Source organism: Microbacterium sp. STRO-2N (assembly GCF_057747775.1).
Genome location: NZ_CM173223.1, coordinates 955,083 through 978,958, shown reverse-complemented (window position 1 = coordinate 978,958; position 23,876 = coordinate 955,083). Strand labels below are relative to the sequence as shown.

Here is a 23,876-nt window from a genome sequence, read left to right as displayed (position 1 = left end):
TCCCACCGGGACCATCGCGCGACCACGGGAGTCTGTACGGCGACCCGACCGCCGATCCTCTACCGTCTCGCGTTGTGTGTGTTTCCTGCGCTGCCAGCCTAGGAACCGGCGCGGATTCTCCCGTGACCCTTGACTTCTCCACACCCGCAGTGGTAACCGCAGACTGGCGCGCGGTGTGCGCCCGCGCCCACAGGCGCGTGGCCCGTGATCGGGGTCGTGGGGAGGGCGATCGACGAGACCGTGGCCTGACGTTCCCGCGACTCAGCGCCCGCTGTCCGAGAACTGCTGAACGCCCAGCACTCCGAGCAGCCGGATCTTCTCCTCGGCCTCGCTGCGCGGCTCGGGGGTGAGCACGAGGAGCGCCTGCGACCGGTCCTCGGTGAAGAGCACCTGGCAGTCGATCTCGATCTCGCCGACCTCGGGATGGATCAGCACCTTGTGGTCGGCGAACCGCTGCGCGACCTCCTGCCGCTCCCACAGGTCGCCGAACTCGGGGCTTCGCCGCAGGAGCTCCGCCACGAGCTCCCCCGCCTGCGACGACGGCCCCAGCGTCCCGTACGCCGCCCGGAGTCCGGCGACGAGCGCGCGGCTGTGCCGGGGGTGGTCGTTCTCGGGGTAGTGGGCGCGCTCGGACTCAGGGTGCACGAACCAGCGCCACGGCTCGTAGCGGTCCCAGCCGGTCGCGCCGACGTGGTCGCCGAGCAGCGCGACGGCGAGCGCGTTCTGCACGAGCGTCTCGCCGAGCGCCGAGATGACGAGCGCGGGCGTGTCGGAGAGGCGGTCGAACACGCGCTGCAGCGGCGGTGCGACATGGCCCGTCGACCCGAGGCGGTCGGGGACCGCGTGCCCCGCCATCCGGTACAGGTAGTCGCGCTCGTCGGCGGTGAGCCGCAGGGCCCGGGCGAGCGACGCGAGCATCTGCGTGCTCGGCTGCGGTCCGCGCTGCTGCTCGAGTCGCGTGTAGTAGTCGGTCGACATCAGCGCGAGCTGCGCCACCTCCTCGCGCCGCAGTCCCGGGGCACGCCGACGAACGCCGGCAGTCAGCCCGACGTCGGCCGGCTGCAGCCCTTCGCGGCGGCTGCGGAGGAACTCGGCGAGCGCTTCGCGATCCATGGATCCATCATGCGCGCGCCGGGCCGGGGCATCCAGGGACTCCCGCTCCCCCGATAAGCGCTCTCTGCCACGCCGCTCGCGATGACCGAACACTCGAAGCATGCGAATCAACGGAAACACCATCTTCATCCCTGGCGCGACCAGCGGCATCGGCCTGGCCCTCGCCGAGCGTCTGCACGAAGCCGGCAACACCGTCATCGTCGGCGGGCGCCGGCGTGAGCTGCTCGACGACATCGCGGCGCGGCATCCGGGAATCGACACGGTCGAGATCGACACGACGGATGCCGCATCCATCGCCGCAGCCGCGTCACTGGTGTCAGAGCGCCACCCCGAGCTCAACGTGCTCGTGACGATGGCGGGCATCATGCGCGTCGAGGACTGGACGACCCCGCAGGGCTTCGTCGAGACCGCTGAGGCGACGGTGACGACCAACCTCCTCGGACCGATCCGCCTCATCGGCGCGTTCATCGAGCAGCTGCGGTCGCAGCCGGACGCCACGATCATGACGGTCTCGTCGGGCCTCGCGTTCGCGCCGCTGCGTGTGACGCCGACCTACAACGCGACCAAGGCCGCGATCCACATGCTGAGCGAGTCGATCCGGCTGCAGCTGGCGGGCACGTCGGTACGCGTCGTCGAGCTCGAGCCGCCGTCGGTCGCCACCGACCTCATGGCCGGGCAGCGCCAGAGCCCCTTCGCGATGCCGCTCGACGAGTTCGCCGACGAGGTCATGCAGATCCTGCGCGACGAGCCCGACGCGAACGAGGTGCAGGTCGAGCGCGTGAAGTTCCTGCGCTACGGCGAGGCGCGCGGCGACTACGCGAGCGTGGTGGAGACCCTCAACCGCCTCGACCCGCACGCTGCGGCGTAGCCTGGGCCCGATCCCACGAGAGGACCGACGATGACGGATGCCGAATCCCCTTCCGCCGGCGGCGCAGAGGTGCTGCCCGCCCCCGTCCGGGCGTTCGTGGACGCCGTCAATGCCGCTGACACCGACGCGTTCGTCGAGGCGTTCACCGAGGACGGCTTCGTCGACGATTGGGGTCGCGTGCTGCGCGGTCACACCGGAGTGCGCAGCTGGGCCGATTCCGATGCGATCGGCGCAGGGGCGCGCATGACGATGCTCTCGGCATCCGTCGACGGAAGCACTGTCCGGATCCACTTCGACTGGCGCAGCCGCGTCTTCAACGGCGAGTCCGACGCCATCGTCGAGCTCGACGGCGACCGCATCGCGGGCTTCACGATCCCGCCCGTGGAGTGACGGGACGACCCCGCCGCGGCAGCCGCGGCGGGGTCGTGCTGTCCGTGCGACGCGCTAGCGTCGACGCATGCGCTGCGTCGCGTTCCTGCGAAATGTCAACCAGGGTCAGCGCGGTCACCCGTCGACCGCCGACATCCTGGCCGCGTTCGCGGACGCCGGATGCCGCGACGCGGTGCCCTTCCAGAGCAACGGCACGGTCGTGTTCGAAGCCGACGACCCTGCCGCCGTGACCGAGACGGTCGTGGCGTCGATCGCCGCGCGCACGGGGCTGGAGCGCGAGGCATTCTGGATGCCATTCGACAGCCTCGTCGCGGTCGTCGAGGCGCACGGCGCGACGCCGGATCCCCGTCGACACGAGTTCACGCTCCACGGCGGCGGCACGATCGACCCGACCGACCCCGACGTCGTGAACGAGGCCGTGTCCCGCCGCTGCGAGATCGTCGGCTCCGGCACGGGCTGGACGCTGATCCGCAACGAGCGCGACGGCGAGGGCAATGCGACGCCCGTGATCGAGCGGATCACTCGTGGCCGCGCGACCTCCCGGGGCCTGCCGACGCTCGTCAGGCTGGTCGGCCGCTTCGCCGAGCCCGCCTGACGCCGCCCGTCCCCCCTTGCTGCGCCCGTCGAAGCGCCTCACGCCTGTCGTCGCGGTAGGAATGTCGCACACCCCACCCGCCCGTCCGGTCGTGAGTCGCGAGGAGGTGCGCGGCGTGCTCGAGCAGCACTGGGGAGCCCTGCGCATCGTCACCGAGCCCGGGAGCCCGCGTCACCGGCTGAGCCCCTCCGGGGGTGTGCAGGTCAGATCACGCGGTCATTGCCCCCGTCCACGCTGAGGTGGGCGCCGGTCGTGGCCGGCAACCCCTGACAGAACGTCGCCACCGCCTCCGCGACCATCGCACTTCGCACCTCGACGTGCAGGAGGTTGCGCGTGCGGTACTCCTCCTCGGTCAGACCGTAGTGGGCCGCTCGCGCGCGCAGCAGCTCGGGAGTCCAGATCGCGGTGTCGAAGACGGCGTCCGGTTCCACCTGGTTGACCCTGATGCCGTCACCTGCCCACTCCAGTGCGGCGACACGAGCGAGCTGCGCGGCGGCCGCCTTGCTCGCCGAGTACGCCGCGACGCCGGGGCCGGGTGCCGCCACGTTCTTGGTCGAGACCAGCACGACGCGGCCGCCGCGCGGGGCGAGCGCGAGGAACGGATGTGCCTCGCGCAGCAGGCGTGCCATGGCGGTCACGTTGACGCGGAGGGCGCGGTCCCACACATCGTCATCGAGCTCCGCGATCGGCTGGCTCGGTGGGAAGATGCCTGCCGCGATGACGACCATGTCGACGCCGCCGTACTCGCGCCCCGCGAGCTCGACGGCGTCGCGGAGCACGTCCGGCGAGCTCACGTCGCCGACCACGCCACGCCACGCGTCCGTCCGCGAGACCGACACGATGTCGGGGTTCAGGTCGATCCCGACCACTGCGGCGCCGTCATCCAGGAGTCGCTCGGCGACCGCCCGGCCGATGCCCGACGCGGCGCCCGTGACGATCGCGACCTCGCCGGACAGCGGCTTGCGGGTGCGTCCCGCGAGCTTGGCCTGCTCGAGTGACCAGTACTCGATGTCGAAGGTGCGGGCTTCGTCGAGCGAGCGGTAGCCGCCCAGCCTGTCGGCGGCGTCGATCACGTCGATGGTGTGCAGTGCGACGTCCTCGACGACGCGGAGGTCGCGAACGGTGTCGCCGGCGACAAGCATGCCGAGTTCGGCATCGAGCACGACCCGCGGGGCGGGATCGAGCTCGGCGAGCGGGCCGGCGACGCGTTCGCGGTGCCGATCGACGTAGTCGCGATAGCGCTCCGCGTACGCCGCGACGTCGCGCCCGATCAGCGGCGAGCGCTTCGTGTAGAGCACGTGCTCGGGCGTCGCGGTGCCGCGAGACGTGGAGGCCTCGAGCCCGTCACGGCGCGCATACTCCTGGGCCCGCGCCGACGCCGACTGCCGCACGAGCATGGGCCGGCCGGCCGCGTCCGCAACGGCCCGTCGCAGCGCGGCGATGTCGGGCACCGAGCCGGTCGCCGCGTCTGTGCCTGACGAGCGGCGGGTCGCGGCATCCGTCTCGATCCCCGCTCCGGTGAGCTCGGTGGCGCGCGCGACCAGTTCGCGATGGCGCGCGAGCACGGCTTCGGGGTCGTCTCCGAACGTGAACAGGCCGTGGTTGCGCAGCACGAGCGCGTCGACGCCCGCCGAATCGGCGTCGGCGACGCGACGCGCGAGCGGGAAGCCGGGCATGACGTAGGGCAGCACCGCCACGCCTTCGCCGAGCGCCCGCCTGATGTCGTCATCCTCGACGTCGCGGTTCGTCAGCGCGACGATCGCGTCGGCGTGCGTGTGCAGCACGACGCGGCCAGGGAGGTGCGCGTGCAGGAGCGCTTCGATCGAGGCGGTGGGCGCGGACGCGTCCATCGAGGCCTGACGCAGCTCGTTGACCATCGTGAGATCGTCCATCGACTCCCGCTGCAGCAGCTCGCGCAGCCGGCGGCGCCGGAGCGGTGCGAAGCCGGCGGGCTCGATCGTGGCGAGGTCCCACCCGCTGCCCTTGACGAGGACGAGGTCCACCGGATCGCCGGTGGTGTCGACGCCGGTCGTCTTGATCGACGTGTTGCCGCCGCCGTGCAGCACGAACGCCGGGTCCGCGCCGAGCGCGCGACTCACGCGGACGATCTCGTCGACGGCGGTCGAAGGGATGCCGTGGGCCAGGCTCACGCGTACACCTCCCACACCGAGGTCATGGCCCCGATGACGCGGTCGAAGGTCTGCGCCTGCTCCGCGTACGCGGGGCGACTGGGTCCGGGCGAGACCACGAGCGCGGGGTCGGGATCGACCCGCCACCGCTCCATGTCGAGGCCGATGCCGCTCGCCGCGAGCGACGCCACGCCGCGCGCGCCCAGCTCGGTGCCGAGCTGACGCCGCATCGGGTGGCCGACGATGTCGGCGAACATCTGCGCCCACTGCGGGTTCTTGGCGCCGCCGCCGGCGAGAGTCCACGGGCCCTCGGACACGTGAGTCCCGGTAGCCATGACCTTCTCGAGCTGCACGCGGTGGTACTGCGTGATGCCCTCCGACACCGCTCGGGCGACGTGAGGGAAGCCGTGGCCGCCCTTGATCCCGAGGAACGTGCCCGAGGCGCCGAGGTGCTCGGGGGCGCCGTGGATGAACGGAAGGAAGATGAGACCGTCCGCCAGCGGCGGCGCGGACTGGGCGGCCTCGAGCAGATCGCGGGGCGTGACGGGCCGCTGCGCACGGGCGCCGAGGAGCGCTGCGGCCCACTCGATGCTCGCCGCCGAGGTCGGCGCGACCTCCATCGCGAGCATGAGGTCGGGATCGGGCAGCAGCGCGTTGATCGTGACGCGCGGCGGCTCGCGGTCAGCCGGCACGACGACGCTGTTGATGGCCCACGTGCCCACGATCACCGTGACATCACCGCGGCCGGTGGACCCCGCGCCGAGCGGGCTCGCGACGCAGTCCATGCAGCCTGCGACCACGGCCGTTCCCTCGGGAAGGCCGGACCGCGCGGCCGCTTCCGCGCTCACCGCGCCGACGATGTCGTCCGAGCGGCGGAGCGGCGGCAGCAGGTCGATGAAGGTGCGCGGCAGGCCGAGCATTTCGAACACCTCGGGCTCGTACTCGCGGCTGCGCAGGTTCACCAGGCCGCACCCCGACGAGTCGGACAGATCGGCACTCGGGGCTCCGATCAGACACGTCGTGATCCAGTCCTTGCACGTCAGCGCCCACCGCGCGCGTTCCAGCGTCTCAGGCTCGTTGTCGTGCAGCCACCTCAGCAGCACGCCCGGCTGCGCCGCCCACGGCATCGATCCTGTCACCAGCCGCACGCGCTCGACCGTCTCGGCATCGAGCGACGCGACGATCCCTTCGGCGCGGCTGTCGGTCGAGGCGATCGCCGCGCGCACGGGGCGGAGCTCGTCATCCACGAGGTACAGGCCGTTGCCGTGCCCCGTCGCACCGACCGAAGCGATCGTCCAGCCTTGACGCACGAGTTCTCCGGTGAGATCGCGCAGCACGTCCGCAACGACATCCCAGAGCTCGTCCATGCCGATCTCCTGCCACTCGCGCGAGACGGCCACGCGAGGGTTGGGAGCCGAGACGGAGCGGATCTCCACTCCGTCCGCGTCGAAGGCGGCTGCCTTGGCCGACGTCAGTCCGACGTCGATGCCGATCACACAGGTCTTCATCGATCCTTCTCGTTCTGTCTCGGGCGGTCGTCGCCCGGGGTGTTCCGTCTCACTCCGCCGTCGCCGGCACCCGCTGCGTGCGCGGCGCGAAGCGGCGCACCGCGTCACGGTAGCGCTCCACCTCGGCGTCCGCGTGCGCGGCGTCCCATCCGGCATGGGCGACGAGTAGCGCGGCCGCGCGCGGCGCGCACGAGAGAGCGACGTCGCTGTTGAGGGCGATGGCGGTACGGCGGATCAGGATGTCCTCGAGGGTCACCGCGCCCTCCTCCCGCACAGCGTAGACGACCTCGGCGGCGACGGCGCCCGTCTCGTCGTCGATCACCTCGGCGAGCGCCGGGTCGGCTGCGGCGAGCGCGTCGATGCCGCGCGCGAGCGCGCCGTACACATCCGCGACGCGACGCGCGCTGCGCTCGGGCAGCACGCTGCGGGCGACGAACTCGCGGCGGAAGCGCGCGAGGCTCGGCGCCGGAGCACCGGGCAGCGGCGCGGATCGTGTCACCGAGGGCCGGTGGTCGAGCTCGAGCACCGTCTCGATGCGACGCAGCACCTGCTCGCCGAGAGCGCGGTGGGTGGTGTACTTGCCGCCGATCACCGTCATGAGTCCCTGAGCCTCGCCGTCGTGTTCCACGATCTCGCTGTCACGGCTGACCGACGCCGGGTTGGTGAGGTCGGCGACATACGGCAGCGGTCGGACGCCCGAGAACGACCAGAGCACGTCGTCGGGGCGCAGCGATGCCTGCGGGATCAGCTGGTTGACGGCCCGGAGCAGGTATTCGGTCTCGTCGTCGTCGATCACGATCTCGTCGATCGAGCCGTCGTACGGCAGATCCGTCGTGCCGATCATGTACTTGCCGTCCCACCAGGGCAGCACGAACATCGGGCGCTGGTCGTCGGGCGACTCGAAGAAGATGCAGGTGTGAGGCGCGCCGGGGAACGCGTCGACCACGAGGTGGCTGCCCTTCGTCGGCCCGATGCGGCGCTCGTGGGGACCACCGAGGTCCAGCACGGCGTCGACCCATGGGCCCGCGGAGTTCACCACGATGGGGGCTCGCAGAGCGCGCTCCTCGCCGGTCTCGCGATCGCGGTAGATGACTCCGGCGATGCGTCCCTGCTCCCGCAGCAGCGACACCACGGGCGTATGCGTGAGGATGTCGGCACCGTGGCGGTTCGCGTCGATCGCGAGCTCCGTGCCGAAGCGCTCCGTGACCGGCACGTGGGCGTCGTGGAAGAGCCCGCCCCACCGCACGCCGCCGTCGGCGACCGAGGGCCACTCGCGCCGGAGGCGCTTGGAGAACACGATGCGGTTCCACGGGAGCTTCTTGCCGAAGGCCAGCACATCGTGCAGCATCAGGCCGCACGCGAGCAGCCAGCCGGGCCGCGATGCCGTGCGCGAGAAGGGGATGAGCATCGGATAGGGGCGCACGAGGTGCGGCGCCGTGCGCAGCAGGATGTTCCGCTCGCGGATCGACTCGAACACGAGCGGCAGCTCGAGCCGCTCGAGGTACTTGAGACCGCCGTGGATGAGCCGGGTCGAGATTGCGGACGTGCGTGCGGCGATGTCGTCCTGGTCGATCATGACGACGTGCAAGCCTCGGCACGCGGCCTCACGTGCGATGGCGAGACCGTTGATGCCGGCGCCGATGACGATGACGTCGGCCGACGTGGGTGCGGCGTAGGTACGAAGCGTGGACATTCTGCATCCTTCGGGGCCGCGGGCGCCCCGAAGGGCGCCCGCGGAGGGGTCAGTGGGAGAGGGACTGGTAGAGGTCGAACGCCTCCTCAGGGTTCAGTCCGTCGTGGACGACCCCGCGGACCGCGGAGAGCATGGCCGAAGGGTGCTCGGACTGGAACACGTTGCGTCCCATGTCGACGCCCGCGGCGCCCTCCTGGATGGCGCGGTACGCGACGCGCAGCGCCTCCTTCTCTTCGACCTTCTTGCCGCCGGCGATGACGATCGGCACGGGGCACGCGCTCGTCACGGTCTCGAAGCCCTCCTCGACGTAGTACGTCTTCACGAAGGCCGCGCCGAGCTCGGCGCTGATGCGCGTCGCGAGGCGGAAGTAGCGCGCGTCGCGCACCATGTCGCGACCGACCGCCGTGACGGCGAGCACCGGGATGCCGGTGGCCTGCCCCTGGTCGACGAGCGTCGTCATGTTCTTGATGGACTTCGTCTCGTTCTCGCCGCCCACGAAGACCTGCACGGCCAGGGCCGCGGCATCCAGTCGCACCGCGTCGTCGATCGAGACCGCGAGCTCCTCGTCGGACAGCTCCTTCAGGACGCTCGGGCCGCCCGAGGCGCGCAGCACGATGCCCTTGCCGTTGTCGGCGGGAATCGTCGTGCGCAGCGCGCCGCGCGTGCACATGAGCGCGTCGGCCTGCGGCACCAGCGGAAGGATGGAGCGATCCAGGCGCTCGAGGCCCGATGTCGGGCCCTGGAAGTAGCCGTGGTCGAACGCGAGCATGACCGTCTTGCCGTCCGAGGGGTCGAAGACGCGCGACAGCCGGGCGCGCAATCCCCAGTCCTGCCCGGACTGCCCCTTCAGGTGGAAGCCGGCTTGGGTCGCGGCGCCGCCCGAGTAGTCGGTGCCCTCGCGGAGGTCGTCGGTATCAGCCATGGATGTTCTCCTTCTGTTGGGTGATGGTCTGAGGCGTCGCGGCTTCGGGCGCAGTCGTCTGCTGCGCCGCCGCCGGCGACGGGTCGCTCGGCCGACCGAGTGAGTCGTGCAGTCGTCGCAGAGTCGAGCGTCCGGTGCCGGTGGCGGCGGAGGCGATCACGACGACCAGTACGACGAGGACGCCCTTGAGCACGTTCTGGGCGCCGACCGACCAGCCGACGAGGTTCAGCAGGCCCGACAGCAGCACGAAGAACAGCGCACCGGTCCACGCGCCGACGGGGACCGGCCGGCCGCCCGAGATAAGGGTTCCGCCGATCACCACGACGGCGATCGAGTCGAGCATGTACGACGTGCCGAGCACGGTGCTGGGCGAGATGTACGCGGCGAGGAGGCCGCCGGCGAGACCGGCGAGGCCGGCGGACACGAGATAGGCCGTCGCCGTGACCCCGGCCACGGGGAGTCCGGCGCGTTCGGCCGCGCGCTGGCTCTGGCCGACCGCGATGATCGCGATCCCGAGGCGTGTGTGGATCAGCACGAACCATACGACGACCGTGAGCGCTGCGACGGCGAGGGCGATGACCGGGATTCCGAGGACCTTGGCGTTCACGAAGCCCCGCAGCGCGGCATCCGCTCCCCCGCGCGCCGAGCCGGCGAGCAGCAGCGTGACGCTCGTGACGATGAGGCTGGTCGCGAGGGTGGCGATGATCGGCGGGACGCGCAGCAGCAGGATGGCCGCGACGCTCACCGCGCCGGCGAGCAGCCCCGCACCGACGCCGGCCGCGAGCCCGCCCAGCGGACCGGCTTGGGCGCCCACCGCGACCGACACGTAGGAGGCCATCGAGATGACGGTCCCGACCGACACGTCGATGTTGCCGGGGCCGAGGGTGATGACGATCATCTGGCCGAGCGCGACGAGCACGAGGAAAGGCGCGAGCGACAGAGCCTGCGCCAGCGGGTCGAGGGCGGAACCCGGCCGCACCACGACGATGACGGCCCAGACCGCCAGCACGCCCAGCAGCGACCAGCCCCAGGCAGGCCAGCTCAGACGGCGGCGGGCGTCGATGGAAGAAGATGCAGCACTCATCGCGCGAACCTTTCGGTGATGAGACGACCGGCCAGCACGGCGATGACGATCAGGCCCTGCGCGGCGGACTGGAGGCTGGACGGGAGGTTGATGAGGCTCAGCAGGACCGTGATGAGGCCGAGGGTGACTGCCCCGAGGGTCGTGCCGATCGGCAGCGCGCGCCCGCCCGAGAACGTCCCGCCGCCGAGGATCACCGCGGCGATCGTCATCAGCGTGTACTCGCCCGCCGCGTTGATGTCGCCCGACCACGTCTGCGACGCGAGCATCAGGCCCGACAGCACGAGGAGTCCCGCGGCGAGCGTGTACGCGAGCACACGGGTGCCGACGAGCGAGGCGCCCGTCTTCTCGAGCGTCGCCGCCTGCGAGCCGAGCGCGCGCATGCGGGCTCCCGCCTGCGAGCGCCTCATCACGAACCAGCCGATCAGAGTGGCCAGCACGATGAGGATCACCGGCGCGGGGAACCACGTGGGCCGCCATGCCGAGATCGCCGAGAGCCAGTCCGGCGTCTGGCCGCCCGGCGTGGGTCGGATCTGCAGTCCAATGCCCAGCCAGACGAACGACATGCCGAGCGTGATGATGATCGACGGCACCCCGCGCTTCTGCACGACCCACGCCATGCCCGCGTACACCACGAGGATGCCGACGATGAGGATCGCGCCGAGCCATGGGGTGTCGATGAACAGCGTCGCCGCGATGACGGTGACCAGCCCGACGAGGTAGCCGACGCTGAGGTCGATGTCGCCGACGCTCATGATGATCATCTGCGCCTGCGCCGCCAGCACGAGCGGCACGGACGACATCAGCATGAGGGTGAGGCCGGGGACGCTCAGGATGCCGGGCTGCAGGGTCGCGGTGATCACGAAGATCGCGATGAGGGCGATGAGCGCGAGCAGCGCCGGGGAGCCGTTCACCGCGCTCGCGCGCAGGCGCTGCCCGGTGGATGGGCGAGAGAGGATGACGGTGCTCATCGGTTCTCCTGAGAGGTGGTGTGATCGGCGACGAACGAGTCGGCGATGATGCGCTCCTCGGTGATCTCGTCGCCGGCGAGCTCGCTGACGATGCGGCCGGACTGGAAGACGTAGACGCGGTCGCAGTGGGCCATCTCGCTGTTCTCGGTGGAGTACCAGACGATGGCGCGGCCGCGGGATGCCTCGACCCGCATCAGGGCGTAGAGCTCGTTCTTGGTCGTGACGTCGACGCCGCGGAACGGGTCGTCGAGGAGCACCAGCGGCGCATCGGTCGCGAACGCGCGGGCGACGAGGACCTTCTGCTGGTTCCCGCCGGACAGCGAAGTGATGGGGGCACGGGCGCCGCCCTTCACGCTCAGACGCTGCACCCATTCCGCCGCGAGGGTCTTCTTCGCACGCGACGGCACGACACCGGCGACGGAGAGCTGCCTGGTCGCCGAGACGGTGAGGTTGTCGGCGACCGACCACAGCGGGAAGATGCCGCTGGTCTGGCGGTCCCCCGGCACGTAGGCGCGGCGACGCGCGACCCGCACTCCGCGGGCGTTGGACCAGAGCCGCCGGAGGACGACGTCCTGCCCATGGCCGGCCAGCCCGGCGAGCCCGACGATCTCTCCCGCGTCGACCGTGAAGGGGACGTCGCCGCCGTCGATCCGGGCGAGGACGCCGTGGCTGTCGATGTCGCCGTGGTCGCGGCTCGTGACGCGACGCATGGTCGCGGTGTCGGCGTGGACGTCGCCGCCCATCGCCGCCAGCAGCGCATCCTCCGAGGTGTCGGCGGCCGCCACGACATCGACGAGCCGCCCGTCCTTCATCACGGCGATGCGATCGGCATTCGCGAGGACCTCTTGCATGCGGTGCGAGATCAACACCATCGCCACGCCGGTCCTGGCGAGTTCGTGGAGTGCGGTGTAGAGCTGCCGGGTGGCGTCCACGCTCAGCGACTCGGTCGGCTCGTCGAGGATCAGCACCGACAGCTCGGGAGTGCACAGCGCACGAGCGATCTCGACCATCTGGCGCTGCGCCATCGTGAGGTCGCTCGTGCGCCGGACGATGCTGATGCCGTGACCGGGGAACACGCGATCGAGGGTCTCGGCGACGCGTCGCTCGGCGATGCCCCGCCAGCGCCAGCCGCGGGCGGAGCGGTCCGAGAGCGCGATGTTCTCGGCGACGGTGAGGTCGGGGCAGAGCGCGAGCTCCTGGTACACCATGCGGACTCCGGCCCGCGCGGCCGCGCGCTGGTCCCACGCGCCGCGGCGGTGCCAGACGACCTGGCCGGTGTCAGGGGCTTCGCGTCCGGCGAGCACCCGCATGAGGGTGCTCTTGCCCGCGCCGTTGTGGCCGACCAGCCCGAGGATCTCCCCCGAGCCCACCGCGATGTCGATGCCGGCGAGCGCTGTGGTGTTGCCGTAGCGCTTCGTGACGGCGTCGGCGCGCAGCACCACGTCGGTCGGGGCGGCGATGGCAGAGTCGGTGCTCTGCGACACGGTTGTCATCGGTGGTTCTCCTTCGGACCGGTCGGCCGCACGGGTCACGGCAGGGCCGGAACCGGAACGTCCTCGTCGTTCAGCAGGGCCTCGATCGCGGCCTGCGTGGACTTCTCGTCCCACGCGTTGGCGGCGTACTCGTCGGTGGCGAGGCTCTCGACCCAGTAGTCGAGGTCCTCCTGCGGCACCTGCACGAGCGGCAGCACGACCTCGTCGGGAACCTCTTCGCCGCGCTCCTTGGCGAGGGCGACGTAGATCGCCGCAACGACCTGGCCCGGGTCGGTCAGTGCAGCGAACGACCCGTTGTCGATGCCGCTCTCCTTCCAGAACGACAGCGACTTGCCGTCGGTGTCGAAGACCACCACGGGCGCCTCGCGTCCCGCGGACTCGAACGCCTGCACGACGCCCATGCCGCCGATGCAGCCGGGAACGGCGGCGATCTCGGGCATGGACCCGAGGATCGCCACGATCTCCTTCTGTGCGGTCGCGGCGTCGCAGAAGCCGTTCACCTCGGCCGCGACGGTGACGTCGGGGTAGTCGGCGAGGATCTCCTGCTGGCGGGCGTAGAACTCCTCGTCGGGCTGCGAGCCGATGACACCGCGGTTGAGGATGATGTTGCCCTCGCCGCCGATCGCGTCGAGCGCGGGCAGCAGCGAGTCCTCGCCCCACTTGGCATAGTCGTTGCGAACGACGGTGCCGCAGCTGGTCTCCATGTCGGCGTCGAGGATGATCACGTTGATGCCCGCCGAGCAGGCCTCTTCGACGACCGGCACGAGCGCCGTCGACGATGCCGGGATCACCATCAGCACGTCGGGGTTCTGCAGCATGAGGCTGCGGATCTGCGACGCCTGCTCGGTGGCGCTGTTCTCACCGGGCGCGTTCACGACCGAGTACTCCGAGACGATGCCCTCGCTCTTGAGCTTCTCGGCCTCGGTCTCGAACTTGTCGATCAGCGTCAGTCGCCAGCCGTTGACGAAGCCGTTCGAGAGGGCGATCTTGAGCCCCTGCGGCTCCTCGCCGTTCGAGGTGGCCGCGTCGCTGGGTCCGCCCGCGCAGCCCGCGAGCACGAGTGCCGCCGCGGCTGCGGCAGCGGCCGCGCTCAGCGCGCGGCGGGTGGTCGAAAACTTCATTGATTTGCCTCCTGGTTCGCTCCATCGCGATGTGCCTGCGGGCACTCGTCGATCCGGTGCTTCTCGGGTCAACCTGTTACCACTAACCTGTCATGACTAGTTGGTGATGACTAAGATAGGGATGCGCTCGCGGCATGTCAACCGGACTGTCGGCACACGAACGCGGCAGACTCGGATCCGAAGAAGGAGGGCCGTCGATGACGAACGGGGCCACGCTCGATCGCACCGCGGATGTTCCGTTGTGGCAGCAGCTCTCGCGGACTCTGCGCGGCGAGATCGAGTCCGGTCTGCTGCGGCCCGACCAGGCACTCCCCTCAGAGTCCGAGCTGATCGATCGCTACGGCGTCTCGCGCACCGTCGTCCGTGAGGCTCTCGCGGACCTCGTCCGGGCGGGACTCATTTACAAGGTCCGCGCGCGCGGCTCGTTCGTCGCCCCACAGCGTCCCGAGCTGCGCTTCATCGGGTCGACGACGGGTTCGTCCGACGACCTGGTGGCGACCGGTCGCCAGGTCACGACGCGCGTCCTGGACTTCGCGGTCGGCACCGCCGACGCCGCTGACGCCGAAGCGCTGCGCATCCCCGAGGGCAGTCCCGTCGTGCGGCTGCGGCGTCTGCGCCGCGTCGACGGCACCCCATGGCTGCTCGTCGACACCGTCCTGCCGTACGAGCGCTTCCCGACGCTCGCCCGCGCGAACCTCGAGAACCGTTCGCTGTACGAGCATCTGCGCCGGCACTTCGGCGTGCAGCCGAGCGGCGCCGACCGCTGGCTGAGCGCGGTCATCCCGTCGCGCGAGGACGCCGAGCTGCTCGAACTCGAGCCGGGCCAGCCGGTGCTGTCGATCGAGTCGCTCGCGTGGGATGCCGATGGCACGCCGTTCGAGCGCTATCACGCACTGCACCGAAGCGACGAGTCCCGCTTCTACGTCGGCATCCGCTGACCGTCGTCGAGCCCCTCCAGTGCCTCGCGCCACAGCTCCCGCAGGCGCAGATTCGGCTCGGGCGCGATGCGGTTGCCCGAACGGAACTGGAACCGCCACGCGACCTCCGGCACGACGACCTCGAGCACGTCGCGCGGCACACGGTCGCTCTCGACCACCAGTTCGTCGAACGCCACGTCGACGAAGCTCGCGGTGCGCCGCGGATCGGCGAAGTGCACATCCTCATAAGGATGCGTCAGCACGGTGCCGTGGCCGATGAGCCCGTACGACCCGCCTTGACGCAGCAGCCATGCGTCCGTGCCGGGCTCGACCTCGCGCCTCGATCCCACCGACCACTGCGTCACGTACTGCTCACCTCCCGCGACGCGCGCCACGACGCCCGCGAAGCCGCCCGGCCACTCGTCCCACAGGCTCGGATTCCAGCCCAGGATGATGCCCGCGTCTCGCCAGCGGTCGGGTGCCTCGGCCATGCGCCGACCCTAACCCGAGAGAGCCGGACCGGGATCGCGACCGCCCGCGAACCGGGTTTGAAAAGGTTCTTCCCCCCATGTCGATTTCCTCCGCGCCCGTTCGACGCGATAGTGAGAGGGACGAACGGTCACTCCGAAGCAACCGGAACAAGGAGCGGGAAATGAAGCACATGCTGATCATGCGGGCCACCGAGCAGGCCGTCGAGGACTACGAGAACATGGACTTCGAGGCCATCATCAACGCGATGGGCGCCTACAACGAGTCCCTGATGAAGGCAGGCGTCATGGTCGCCGGCGAAGGCCTCGCGAACGAGCCGGGATACGTCGTGGACTTCGCAGGCGAGGCCCCGATCGTGAGCGACGGCCCCTACGGCGAGGTGCACGAGCTGTTCAACGGCTTCTGGATCATCCAGACCGCGACCGCCGAGGAGGCGATCGAGTGGGCGAAGCGCGCTCCGCTCACTCCCGGGAACAAGCTCGAGGTGCGTCGCGTGACCGACGAGACCGACTTCGCGGGCTTCGAGGGCAACGAGTACATCGAGAAGGAGAAGGAGTGGCGCAAGGAGCTCGGCACCGAGTGATCCGCCACCCCGGAACGAACGAAGCATGAACGACACCCGGCGCACGGTCGAGGCCGTCTGGCGCATCGAGGGCCTTCGGATCGTGGCATCCGTCGCCAAGATGACCGGCGACCTCGGCCTCGCCGAGGATGTCGCCCAGGAGGCGCTGCTCGAAGCCCTCGGTTCGTGGCCGAGGGACGGCATCCCGTCGAATCCCGGCGCGTGGCTGACCGCGGTCGCGAAGCGTCGCGTGATCGACGCGTGGCGGCGGCGCGAGCGGCTCGACGAGCGGTACGCGGCGATCGCGCACACGCTCGACGAGACGACCGACGACGAGTGGCGCCCGATCGATGACGATGTGATGCGGCTCATCTTCACGGCGTGCCACCCCGCGCTGTCGCGCGAATCGCAGGTGGCGCTGACGCTGCGGGTCGTTGCGGGCCTGTCGACGGAAGAGATCGCACGGATGCTGCTGACCACGGTTCCGACCGTGCAGGCCCGCATCACCCGGGCCAAGAAGTCGCTGGCCGCCGCGCGCGTGCCCTTCGAGACACCCGACCCGTCCGAATGGAAGGACCGCCTGTCGGCCGTGCTGGGAGTGGTCTACCTCGTGTTCACCGAGGGCTATGCAGCCACCGCCGGCGACCGGTGGGTGCGACCGGATCTCGCCGACGAGGCGCTGCGTCTCGGCCGCATCGTCGCGGGACTCCTCCCGCGCGAGCCCGAGCCGCTCGCGCTGGTGGCGCTCATGGAGTTCCAGCGTTCGCGGTTCGCCGCCCGCGAGTCGCGCACCGGCGAGCCGGTGCTGCTCGCCGACCAGGACCGCTCACGCTGGGATCGCGGGCAGATCGCTCGCGCGGTGGCGCTCTTGAAGGCGTCGGATGGCTTGGCTCAGGCTCGCGGGATCGGTCGGGGTTCGTACGCGCTTCAGGCCGCGATCGCGCAGTGCCATGCGGTCGCACCGAGCGTCGAGAAGACGGACTGGCAGCGGATCGTGCTGCACTACGAGGTGCTCGGACGCATCGCCCCCAGCCCCGTCGTCGAGCTCAACCGTGCGGTGGCGGTGTCGATGGCGTACGGTCCGGCCGACGCGCTGCGAATCGTCGATGGCCTCGAGGCGTCGGGGGCGCTGCGCGGCTCGCACCTCGTGCCGAGCGTGCGGGGTGAGCTGCTCGCCCGGCTCGGCCGCGCGGAGGAGGCACGGTCGGAGCTGCTGACCGCGGCGGGGCTGACCGCGAATGTGGCGCAGCAGAAGGTGCTGCGGGACAAGGCCGAGCGGCTGAGATAGCCCTCTCCCCGATCGCTGCGCCGTTGACGCGCCTTCAAGTCGCCCCGTCGATCAGCGCAGCAAGCCCGTCGAGCACGCGCGGGAGGCCGAACTCCCACGCGCGCTCTTCGCTCCACGCCGAACCCTGGGCCTCCCCTGCGGCGGCGCCGATGCGCACGGCGCGCGGGTACACGGCCGGGTCGAAGGCACGCTCGAGGATCGGCTGGTTCGCCGCCCACCAGTCCTCGTCGCTCATCGCGGTGTCCGTGGTCGCGCGACGCGCGTCGTGCGCGGCGCGGCCATGGGACTGGACGAAGCCGAGCACGAAGGTCAGCGCCGCGTCGGTGTCGGCATCCGTCATTCCGGCCCCGTCGAACGCGGCGAGCTCGTGCTCGTACTTCGCCATGAGGCCGGGGCCGAGGGGCGGACGGCTGAGCGCGGCGACCTCGGTCAACCAGGCGTGCTCTGCGAGCAGCATCCGGTTCGTCTCCGCGATCGTCGTGACGCGCTCTCGCCAGCCTTGCGCGCCCCACTCCGGGCGGTCCATGCGGGCGTAGAGCGCGTCGACCATGAGGTCGAGCAGTTCGGGCTTGCCGGGCACGTACGTGTAGACCGACATCGGCGAGATGCCGACCTTGTCGGCGACCGCGCGCATCGTCAGCGCGGCCAGGCCCTCCGCGTCGGCGAGTGCAAGCGCGGCATCGACGATCTGCGGCACGGTCACCGATCGCGCAGGACCCTTGCGCCGCACGGCATCCGGCGCGCCCCACAGCAAGGCGAGGGTCGCGCTGGGCTCACCCGAGCCGGTCCGGTCCGTCGTCATGGGTCCATTGTTGCATCATTTCTCCTTACGTTGTATATTGTACGGCGTACAGGGTTACCCTTGGGCATACCCCTGCGACCGACCCACAGGAGGACTGCATGCACATCACCGATTCCGCGATCTCGCTGAACGTCACCGACGTCGAGTCCTCAGCCGCGTGGGTCCAGGAGCACTTGGGCTTCCGCGTCGCGATGGAGGCCGATGGGTTCTCGTCGCTGTCCCACCCGGAGGCGGGGTTCAACCTGATCTACCTGCGCAGCGGGCTGCCGACCTTCAAGCCCGAATCGACGGCCGGCCACGCCGGCGGCCTGCTCGTGGTCTTCACGGTCGACGACATCGACGCCGAGTACGCACGTCTGCGCGACGCCGGGGTCGAGATCGTGACGCCGATCGAGACCGAGCCGTGGGGCGAGCGCTACTTCCAGATGGCCGACCCCAACGGCGTCATCTACCAGCTCGTACAGTGGGTGACTCCCACCGACGAACAGCAGTGACGTGATGGGGGCGGCGGGCCGACGCACGCCGCCCCCGCCCCTCGACGACGCCGCGGGCAAGAATCGACGACCGGGTATCGGGCGACTCGCCCTAGTGGTTGTCGCCGGCGACGTCGATGAGCACCTTGCCCACGGCGCCCTGCTCGACGGCGTCGTGGGCCGCCGCCGTGTGCTCCAGCGGATACCAGGTCAGCGGCAGCCCAGCCTGCCCACCGACCGGAAGTGCGCCGTCACGCAGCGCGGCGGTGATGTCTTGGGCGGCAGCCGACAGGGCGGCATCCCCCACGGTGTACAGCAGCAGGCCCTGGATCCGCACGTTCTTCGCGAAGGTCGGCCAGACGGGGATGGCGGCCGTCTCCCCACCATCGGTGGCGTAGTAGGCGATGGAGCCGTGGTTGGCGACGACCTGTCCGTCGAGGTCCGCGTTCTGCGCGATCGACACTTCGACGATGTGGTCGACGCCCGCGGGCGCGAGCGCGGCGATCTGGCCGGCGGCGTCGTCGTCGCGGTAGTTCACCGTGTGGTGCGCGCCGGCCGCCTTCGCGAGAGCTGCCTTCTCGTCGCTCGAGACCGTGGCGATGACAGTCGCGCCGGCCCACACCGCGAGCTGGATGGCGGCGTGACCGACAGCACCCGCTCCCCCGGCGACCAGCACGACGCGGCCGTCGAGCGACCGACGCGACAGCCGCGCGGGCCCGAACTCGTGCACCGTCAGCGCCCGATGCGCCGTCATCGCGGGCACGCCCAGGCTCGCGGCGACATCGAAGCCGACGTTCTCGGGCAGCTTCACCGCCCGCTCCGCCGGGACGACCGTGTACTCCTGCGCAGTGCCGGTGGGGCGCTGATGCTGGGCGAGGTAGAGCCACACGCGGTCCCCGACGGTGAGATCGGTGACACCGTCGCCGACGGCGTCGATCACGCCTGCTCCGTCCTGGTTCGGCACGACCTCGTCGAACCCCGGCGTCGCTCCGCCGCCCGCGCGCGCCTTCCAATCAGTCGGATTGACGCCGGAGACGGCGACCTTCACGCGGACCTCGCCGGGTCCGGGAGTGGCCGGTTCGCGGTCTTCGAGCGAGAGGACGGAGGAGCTGCCGGTGCGGGAATAGACGATCGATCGCATGCGACAGGCCAACGCGTGGAGGGCGCGTCACATTTCCGTTCGGCCGCTCTCGCACACTCTCAGAACGCGACTGCCCTGACCGGCGCCCCGTCGCCCTCGAGGCGCAGCGGGAAGAATCCCACCCGCGACCGTGCCGGCAGCCCGTCCAAACCGCACACGTTTTCGACGATCAGCCCGTCCGCACCCAGCACGACCTCATGCACCGGAAAGCCCCCGTCCGCGGCATCCGTCGCATCGGGACTCAGCGTGTCCACCGCCAGCACGCGCAACCCGCGGCGCATCAGCTCGCGCGCCGCGTCCGCGTGCAAGAACGGATGCCGCAACGCTCGCTCGGTGCCGAACCACCGCGCCCAGCCGGTGTCGATGATCACGATCGGCGGCAGCGACCCCGGCACGCCGCCGTCGACGACGAAGTCCTCCCACCCGTATGACTGACTCTCCGAAGCACCGGGGACGCGAACCACCAGCGCATCACCCACCAGCTCGTCCAGCGAGACCGAAGCCATCGTCCGGCCGCCGGGCACGGTGTGAGCCGGGGCGTCGACGTGGGTGCCGGTGTGCGATCCCATGTCGATCCGCGCAACAGCAACCCCGTCCGATTCCAAGGACAGTGCGGGGCCGATGGACACCCCGGGATCCCCGGGGTAGACCATCATTCCGCCGCGGACGGGGTGGCTCAGATCTCGCAGCATCCTCTGATCATGCCTTCGCCGTGTCCGACGCTGGGCCCACGCGCCCGGAGGCTCCGGGCGACGCGCCAGCGGCGCCTGGAGGGGGCGTGGGGAGCGTCTCATCGGAAAGGTTGCCGACCGGCGTGATCGGGCCCTTTGGACGCGACGGCCACGAGACCGCCAGGTACACCACGAACGTCACGAGGAACGCCGGAGCGGTCGAGCCGAACGGCAGCGGCCACACGTAGGCCCACACATACGCGAGCACCGCGCCGATCGCCCACGCGCCGATCGCGAGCCAGTTGATGCCGGCGGTGTACCAGTAGCGGCCGCCGGTCGGCCGCAGGATGTCGCGGTCGTACGAGCTGCGCTTGATCACGTAGTAGTCGACGATCATGATCGCGAAGATCGGGGCGAACAGCGCGCCGATCGTCACGAGGAACGTCGTGAACTGCGTGAGCAGCCCGAAGAACGTGGCACCGACGATCGAGATGAGGCCGAGCACGATCGCGGCTGGCAGGAACTTGATGCGTGTGCCCGGCATCGCGTTCACGACCGTCGTGACCATGCCGTAGACGACCATCGTGTTGGTCGCCATCACCGACAGGAAGATCGCGAGACCGAACAGCCAGCCGAACGGCGCGATGATCGTCACCGGGTCGAACGGGATCGCCTCGCCGCCGCTCAGGATGACGTAGCCCATCGCGGTCGCACCGAGCGACATCGAGATCACGGTGGACAGCGAGTAGCCGACACCCGAGCCGACGATACTCGCGCGCGTGCTGCCTGCGAAGCGGTTGAAGTCGGCGGCGAGCACGGTCCACGAGATCGCGGTCGCCAGCACGACGTCGAACACCAGGCCCGGCGAGTAGAACGGCTCGGCGGGAGCCTCGATCGTGCCGAACTCGCCCGGACCGAACGACATGAACGCGACGACGAAGATGTACGCGGCGATCGCGAGGATCACCACCGCGAACCACGGTTCGACGCGCGCGACGCCGGCGTGACCGAAGATCGCGAGGACCACCACGATCGTCTGGCACAGCACCGCGAAGATCACCGGGTTCGAGAACCCCGTGAAGGTCATCACGATGTAGTCGAGCGCGATGCCGGCGAGCATCGCCTGCACCCAGCTCCACCCCATCAGGATGATCACGTTCGCCGCGACGGGAAGCAGGCTCCCCCGTGTGCCGAACGGACCACGCGTGAGCGCCATGGTCGGCAGGCCCGTGCGGCGGCCGATCGTGCCGACCGCGACCAGGACGGCGGCACCTGCGACCGTGCCGCCCACGATGAGCAGCAGCACGAGACCGTACGGCACGTCCGGGATGAACAGTGTGCCGGTGAGCAGCGTGGTGACGACGAGGTTCGCGGCCAGCCAGATCATGAACAGGCGACCGGTGGAGTACGAGCCGCGCACCGGGCCGGCGTCGTCGGATTGGGCCTCGAGTCGTTGTTCGAGGCGAGTGTAGAGCGACATCATCGGGCTCCTTCGAGGTTCGGGTCTTCGGTTGTTCGGGTGGGCGCGGGTTCAGCCGGCGAAGGGCGAGAGATGCTCGTGGACCGCAACGAGGCGGTCGCCGTCCAGCGCGAAGACGATGGATTCGCGCTCGCGGTACGACTCGGGGCTGTCGCCGGTCTCGACGGACGTGTCGACGGTGTGCGTGAACACCGCGCCGCCGTCGAACACCTGCACGCGCGCATCGCTCGACGTGCACGAGGTGACGCGCCAGCCGCTCGCCACCCACTCCGCCCACAGCCGCTCGTACTCCGCGCGGTCTTCGAGGCGGCGCGGCTCGGGGTGGAAGACGAACGTCGCGTCGGGCGCGAACGCCGCGAAGTACCGTTCGCCGTCGGTGGCGGCGAACGCGTCGACGATGGCGGACGCCGCCGCTTCGACGGCGGCCGGGTCGGGGGTTGTCATGGCTTCTCCTTCGAAGTCGAGAACGGATGCCGCTACCGCGGCGCCATCGCGCTCAGCAGCTCGTACACGACATGGCTCGCCGCGACCGCGGTGAGCTGCGCGTGGTCGTACGCCGGCGCGACCTCGACCACGTCGGCCCCGACGATGCGCAGGTCGGCCAGGGAACGCAGCATCCGGAGCAGCTCACGGCTCGTGAGACCGCCCGCCTCGGGCGTGCCGGTGCCGGGCGCATGCGCGGGGTCGAGCACGTCGATGTCGATGGAGATGTAGAGCGGCTTGTCGCCGACGCGTGCACGGATGCGCTCGACGGCGGCCGGAACGCCGTGTTCTTCGACGAACTCGCTCGTGACGATCGCGAAGCCGAGGCGCGCGTCGTCCTCGAGGTCGCTCTTGGCGTAGAGCGGACCGCGGATGCCGACGTGCATGCTCGCCGTCAGGTCGATGAGTCCCTCCTCCGATGCGCGGCGGAACGGCGTTCCGTGCGTGGTCGGGGCGCCGAAGTAGGTGTCCCACGTGTCGAGGTGGGCGTCGAAGTGCAGCACCGCGACGGGTCCGTGCCGGCTCGTGACCTCGCGCAGCAGTGGCAGCGCAATCGTGTGGTCGCCGCCGATCGCGACGAGCCGGTCGGCGCGCTCGCGCAGCTCGCGGGCGCCGGCCTCGATCTCGGCGACGGCGGCGGAGATGTCGAACGGGTTCGCGACGATGTCTCCGGCATCCGCGACCTGCTGAGCGCCGAACGGGAAGACGTCCTGTGCGGGGTTGTACGGACGCAGCAGCCGCGACGCCTCGCGCACGTGCGACGGGCCGAACCGCGCGCCCGAGCGGTAGCTCACACCGCTGTCGAACGGCACGCCCGCGACCGCGACATCCGCCCTGTCGAGGTCGTCGAGGCGCGGCAGGCGCGCGAACGTCGCGATACCGGCGAAGCGCGGCACGACGCTCGCGTCGACGGGACCGCGCGGTTCCGCTTGCTCTGGCGACGAGCCGACGGACGCATCGGCGGCGGGGCCGCCGTCGGCGCCGTCGGGCGTGGACTGTTGCATATTTGACAACTTTCGATACTCTCTAGGAAACTCTGCCGTCAAACTACGCCCACGCCTACGCGGCGTCAAGTACTGCGCCGCTCAAGGAGCCGACATGCGCGCCATCCATCCTGACGCCGACGCCAACGCCACGCCGATCGGTGCGAAGCTGCGCGCCGCGCGCACGAGCCAGGGCATGTCGCTCGGGCAGCTCGCCGAGACCACCGGGCTGTCGAAGGGGTTCCTCAGCCGCGTCGAGCGCGACGAGACGTCGCCCAGCGTCTCCACGCTCGTGCAGCTGTGTCAGGTGCTGTCGCTCCCTGTCGGAGCTCTCTTCACCGAGCCCGAAGTGCAGAGGGTGTCATTCGTCGACGCGCCGCGCATCAACCTCGGCGGCGTGCACGCCGATGAGCGCCTGATGTCGCCGCGTGGAGAGCATCGGGTGCAGCTGCTGCGCTCGGAGCTCGAACCCGACGCCCACGGCGGAACGGACCTGTACACGATCAACTGCGACGTCGAGGTGCTGCACGTGATCGACGGGCAGGTGACCGTGCGGTTCGCGGACCGCTCGGTCCCCCTCAGCGCCGGGGACGCCCTGACCTTCCCCGGTCGCGAGCCGCACACGTGGCACGTCGAGGGCGGCAGGCCCGCGACGGTCGTGTGGGTCATCGTGCCGGCACCGTGGAGCGGTTCCGCCTGACGC

24 protein-coding genes are annotated in these 23,876 nt (G+C 70.5%); 8 read left to right on the top strand and 16 right to left on the bottom strand.

What is annotated here, in order from left to right; translation table 11 throughout:
• Positions 1-261: 261 nt before the first annotated feature.
• Complete coding sequence (locus AC3ANN_RS04400) at positions 262-1,113, bottom strand: helix-turn-helix transcriptional regulator (RefSeq protein ID WP_488339785.1); 852 nt, start codon at positions 1,111-1,113, stop codon at positions 262-264.
• 100 nt (positions 1,114-1,213) lie between these two features.
• Between AC3ANN_RS04400 and AC3ANN_RS04395 the strand changes: the two genes are divergently transcribed.
• The 3 genes from AC3ANN_RS04395 to AC3ANN_RS04385 all read left to right on the top strand — a co-directional run bounded on the left by AC3ANN_RS04395 (position 1,214) and on the right by AC3ANN_RS04385 (position 2,966).
• Positions 1,214-1,981, top strand: coding sequence for an SDR family oxidoreductase (locus AC3ANN_RS04395; protein ID WP_488339784.1), 768 nt, complete (start codon positions 1,214-1,216; stop codon positions 1,979-1,981).
• A gap of 30 nt (positions 1,982-2,011) precedes the next feature.
• Complete coding sequence (locus AC3ANN_RS04390) at positions 2,012-2,371, top strand: nuclear transport factor 2 family protein (RefSeq protein ID WP_488339783.1); 360 nt, start codon at positions 2,012-2,014, stop codon at positions 2,369-2,371.
• A 67-nt stretch (positions 2,372-2,438) separates the two neighbouring features.
• Positions 2,439-2,966, top strand: a complete 528-nt coding sequence (locus AC3ANN_RS04385; protein WP_488339782.1) for a DUF1697 domain-containing protein — start codon at positions 2,439-2,441, stop codon at positions 2,964-2,966.
• 203 nt (positions 2,967-3,169) lie between these two features.
• Here AC3ANN_RS04385 and AC3ANN_RS04380 read toward each other — a convergent pair whose 3' ends face one another.
• From AC3ANN_RS04380 to AC3ANN_RS04345, 8 genes are read right to left on the bottom strand one after another with little or no spacing between them, the layout of a single operon-like run.
• Positions 3,170-5,116 carry an SDR family NAD(P)-dependent oxidoreductase gene (locus tag AC3ANN_RS04380; RefSeq protein WP_488339781.1) on the bottom strand — a complete coding sequence of 649 codons (1,947 nt, stop codon included), beginning with the start codon at positions 5,114-5,116 and terminating at the stop codon, positions 3,170-3,172.
• Positions 5,113-6,603, bottom strand: coding sequence for an FGGY-family carbohydrate kinase (locus AC3ANN_RS04375; protein ID WP_488339780.1), 1,491 nt, complete (start codon positions 6,601-6,603; stop codon positions 5,113-5,115). Before AC3ANN_RS04375 ends, AC3ANN_RS04380 begins: the two co-directional genes overlap by 4 nt.
• A gap of 49 nt (positions 6,604-6,652) precedes the next feature.
• Complete coding sequence (locus AC3ANN_RS04370) at positions 6,653-8,296, bottom strand: glycerol-3-phosphate dehydrogenase/oxidase (protein ID WP_488339779.1); 1,644 nt, start codon at positions 8,294-8,296, stop codon at positions 6,653-6,655.
• A gap of 49 nt (positions 8,297-8,345) precedes the next feature.
• Positions 8,346-9,218, bottom strand: a complete 873-nt coding sequence (gene lsrF, locus AC3ANN_RS04365) for a 3-hydroxy-5-phosphonooxypentane-2,4-dione thiolase (RefSeq protein ID WP_488339778.1) — start codon at positions 9,216-9,218, stop codon at positions 8,346-8,348.
• Positions 9,211-10,302 carry an ABC transporter permease gene (locus AC3ANN_RS04360; protein WP_488339777.1) on the bottom strand — a complete coding sequence of 364 codons (1,092 nt, stop codon included), beginning with the start codon at positions 10,300-10,302 and terminating at the stop codon, positions 9,211-9,213. The genes lsrF and AC3ANN_RS04360 overlap by 8 nt, the downstream gene beginning before the upstream one ends.
• On the bottom strand, positions 10,299-11,270 hold the full coding sequence (locus AC3ANN_RS04355) for an ABC transporter permease (RefSeq protein ID WP_488339776.1): 972 nt from the start codon (positions 11,268-11,270) through the stop codon (positions 10,299-10,301). The genes AC3ANN_RS04360 and AC3ANN_RS04355 overlap by 4 nt, the downstream gene beginning before the upstream one ends.
• Positions 11,267-12,763 (bottom strand): sugar ABC transporter ATP-binding protein, encoded by a 1,497-nt coding sequence (locus AC3ANN_RS04350; RefSeq protein ID WP_488339775.1) that lies wholly within the window; start codon positions 12,761-12,763, stop codon positions 11,267-11,269. The genes AC3ANN_RS04355 and AC3ANN_RS04350 overlap by 4 nt, the downstream gene beginning before the upstream one ends.
• Positions 12,764-12,798: 35 nt before the next feature.
• Positions 12,799-13,884, bottom strand: coding sequence for a substrate-binding domain-containing protein (locus AC3ANN_RS04345; RefSeq protein WP_488339774.1), 1,086 nt, complete (start codon positions 13,882-13,884; stop codon positions 12,799-12,801).
• Positions 13,885-14,081: 197 nt separating this feature from the next.
• On the opposite strand from AC3ANN_RS04345, the gene AC3ANN_RS04340 reads away from it, so the two are divergent.
• A complete protein-coding gene (locus AC3ANN_RS04340; protein ID WP_488339773.1) occupies positions 14,082-14,822 on the top strand; it encodes a GntR family transcriptional regulator in 741 nt (246 codons plus the stop codon).
• On the opposite strand, the gene AC3ANN_RS04335 is transcribed toward AC3ANN_RS04340, so the two are convergent.
• The gene (locus tag AC3ANN_RS04335; protein ID WP_488339772.1) at positions 14,804-15,292 is read right to left on the bottom strand and encodes a hypothetical protein; all 489 of its coding nucleotides are present in this window, start codon (positions 15,290-15,292) and stop codon (positions 14,804-14,806) included. The two genes, AC3ANN_RS04340 and AC3ANN_RS04335, sit on opposite strands and share 19 nt — an antisense overlap.
• Positions 15,293-15,453: 161 nt before the next feature.
• Here AC3ANN_RS04335 and AC3ANN_RS04330 point away from each other — a divergent pair, with 161 nt between their 5' ends.
• Positions 15,454-15,873, top strand: a complete 420-nt coding sequence (locus AC3ANN_RS04330) for a YciI family protein (RefSeq protein ID WP_488339771.1) — start codon at positions 15,454-15,456, stop codon at positions 15,871-15,873.
• A gap of 25 nt (positions 15,874-15,898) precedes the next feature.
• Positions 15,899-17,140: an RNA polymerase sigma factor gene (locus AC3ANN_RS04325; RefSeq protein WP_488339770.1), complete on the top strand. Its 1,242-nt coding sequence runs from the start codon at positions 15,899-15,901 to the stop codon at positions 17,138-17,140.
• A gap of 34 nt (positions 17,141-17,174) precedes the next feature.
• Here the strand turns inward: AC3ANN_RS04325 and AC3ANN_RS04320 are convergent, their stop codons facing one another.
• A complete protein-coding gene (locus AC3ANN_RS04320) occupies positions 17,175-17,942 on the bottom strand; it encodes a TetR/AcrR family transcriptional regulator C-terminal domain-containing protein (RefSeq protein ID WP_488339769.1) in 768 nt (255 codons plus the stop codon).
• A gap of 98 nt (positions 17,943-18,040) precedes the next feature.
• On the opposite strand from AC3ANN_RS04320, the gene AC3ANN_RS04315 reads away from it, so the two are divergent.
• A complete protein-coding gene (locus AC3ANN_RS04315; RefSeq protein ID WP_488339768.1) occupies positions 18,041-18,436 on the top strand; it encodes a VOC family protein in 396 nt (131 codons plus the stop codon).
• 91 nt (positions 18,437-18,527) lie between these two features.
• Here AC3ANN_RS04315 and AC3ANN_RS04310 read toward each other — a convergent pair whose 3' ends face one another.
• The 5 genes from AC3ANN_RS04310 to speB are packed head-to-tail and all read right to left on the bottom strand — an operon-like array spanning position 18,528 to position 23,194.
• Positions 18,528-19,556, bottom strand: coding sequence for an NADPH:quinone reductase (locus AC3ANN_RS04310; RefSeq protein ID WP_488339767.1), 1,029 nt, complete (start codon positions 19,554-19,556; stop codon positions 18,528-18,530).
• 59 nt (positions 19,557-19,615) lie between these two features.
• Positions 19,616-20,248 (bottom strand): cyclase family protein, encoded by a 633-nt coding sequence (locus tag AC3ANN_RS04305; RefSeq protein ID WP_488339766.1) that lies wholly within the window; start codon positions 20,246-20,248, stop codon positions 19,616-19,618.
• Positions 20,249-20,255: 7 nt separating this feature from the next.
• Complete coding sequence (locus tag AC3ANN_RS04300) at positions 20,256-21,707, bottom strand: purine-cytosine permease family protein (RefSeq protein WP_488339765.1); 1,452 nt, start codon at positions 21,705-21,707, stop codon at positions 20,256-20,258.
• A 51-nt stretch (positions 21,708-21,758) separates the two neighbouring features.
• A complete protein-coding gene (locus tag AC3ANN_RS04295; protein ID WP_488339764.1) occupies positions 21,759-22,151 on the bottom strand; it encodes a nuclear transport factor 2 family protein in 393 nt (130 codons plus the stop codon).
• A 32-nt stretch (positions 22,152-22,183) separates the two neighbouring features.
• Positions 22,184-23,194, bottom strand: coding sequence for an agmatinase (gene speB, locus AC3ANN_RS04290; RefSeq protein WP_488339763.1), 1,011 nt, complete (start codon positions 23,192-23,194; stop codon positions 22,184-22,186).
• A 94-nt stretch (positions 23,195-23,288) separates the two neighbouring features.
• Between speB and AC3ANN_RS04285 the strand changes: the two genes are divergently transcribed.
• A complete protein-coding gene (locus AC3ANN_RS04285) occupies positions 23,289-23,873 on the top strand; it encodes a helix-turn-helix domain-containing protein (protein WP_488339762.1) in 585 nt (194 codons plus the stop codon).
• The last annotated feature ends 3 nt before the right edge of the window (positions 23,874-23,876 follow it).

Coding starts and splice junctions, on each gene's coding strand:
- AC3ANN_RS04340 (WP_488339773.1), top strand. CDS start 14,082: ATGACGAACGGGGCCACGCTCGATCGCACCGCGGATGTTCCGTTGTGG.
- AC3ANN_RS04330 (WP_488339771.1), top strand. CDS start 15,454: ATGAAGCACATGCTGATCATGCGGGCCACCGAGCAGGCCGTCGAGGAC.
- AC3ANN_RS04390 (WP_488339783.1), top strand. CDS start 2,012: ATGACGGATGCCGAATCCCCTTCCGCCGGCGGCGCAGAGGTGCTGCCC.
- AC3ANN_RS04345 (WP_488339774.1), bottom strand. CDS start 13,884: ATGAAGTTTTCGACCACCCGCCGCGCGCTGAGCGCGGCCGCTGCCGCA.
- AC3ANN_RS04320 (WP_488339769.1), bottom strand. CDS start 17,942: ATGACGACGGACCGGACCGGCTCGGGTGAGCCCAGCGCGACCCTCGCC.
- AC3ANN_RS04335 (WP_488339772.1), bottom strand. CDS start 15,292: ATGGCCGAGGCACCCGACCGCTGGCGAGACGCGGGCATCATCCTGGGC.
- AC3ANN_RS04285 (WP_488339762.1), top strand. CDS start 23,289: ATGCGCGCCATCCATCCTGACGCCGACGCCAACGCCACGCCGATCGGT.
- AC3ANN_RS04300 (WP_488339765.1), bottom strand. CDS start 21,707: ATGTCGCTCTACACTCGCCTCGAACAACGACTCGAGGCCCAATCCGAC.
- AC3ANN_RS04295 (WP_488339764.1), bottom strand. CDS start 22,151: ATGACAACCCCCGACCCGGCCGCCGTCGAAGCGGCGGCGTCCGCCATC.
- AC3ANN_RS04400 (WP_488339785.1), bottom strand. CDS start 1,113: ATGGATCGCGAAGCGCTCGCCGAGTTCCTCCGCAGCCGCCGCGAAGGG.
- AC3ANN_RS04350 (WP_488339775.1), bottom strand. CDS start 12,763: ATGACAACCGTGTCGCAGAGCACCGACTCTGCCATCGCCGCCCCGACC.
- AC3ANN_RS04370 (WP_488339779.1), bottom strand. CDS start 8,296: ATGTCCACGCTTCGTACCTACGCCGCACCCACGTCGGCCGACGTCATC.
- AC3ANN_RS04325 (WP_488339770.1), top strand. CDS start 15,899: ATGAACGACACCCGGCGCACGGTCGAGGCCGTCTGGCGCATCGAGGGC.
- AC3ANN_RS04385 (WP_488339782.1), top strand. CDS start 2,439: ATGCGCTGCGTCGCGTTCCTGCGAAATGTCAACCAGGGTCAGCGCGGT.
- AC3ANN_RS04310 (WP_488339767.1), bottom strand. CDS start 19,556: ATGCGATCGATCGTCTATTCCCGCACCGGCAGCTCCTCCGTCCTCTCG.
- AC3ANN_RS04305 (WP_488339766.1), bottom strand. CDS start 20,248: ATGCTGCGAGATCTGAGCCACCCCGTCCGCGGCGGAATGATGGTCTAC.
- AC3ANN_RS04360 (WP_488339777.1), bottom strand. CDS start 10,302: ATGAGTGCTGCATCTTCTTCCATCGACGCCCGCCGCCGTCTGAGCTGG.
- AC3ANN_RS04355 (WP_488339776.1), bottom strand. CDS start 11,270: ATGAGCACCGTCATCCTCTCTCGCCCATCCACCGGGCAGCGCCTGCGC.
- AC3ANN_RS04395 (WP_488339784.1), top strand. CDS start 1,214: ATGCGAATCAACGGAAACACCATCTTCATCCCTGGCGCGACCAGCGGC.
- AC3ANN_RS04375 (WP_488339780.1), bottom strand. CDS start 6,603: ATGAAGACCTGTGTGATCGGCATCGACGTCGGACTGACGTCGGCCAAG.
- speB (WP_488339763.1), bottom strand. CDS start 23,194: ATGCAACAGTCCACGCCCGACGGCGCCGACGGCGGCCCCGCCGCCGAT.
- lsrF (WP_488339778.1), bottom strand. CDS start 9,218: ATGGCTGATACCGACGACCTCCGCGAGGGCACCGACTACTCGGGCGGC.
- AC3ANN_RS04315 (WP_488339768.1), top strand. CDS start 18,041: ATGCACATCACCGATTCCGCGATCTCGCTGAACGTCACCGACGTCGAG.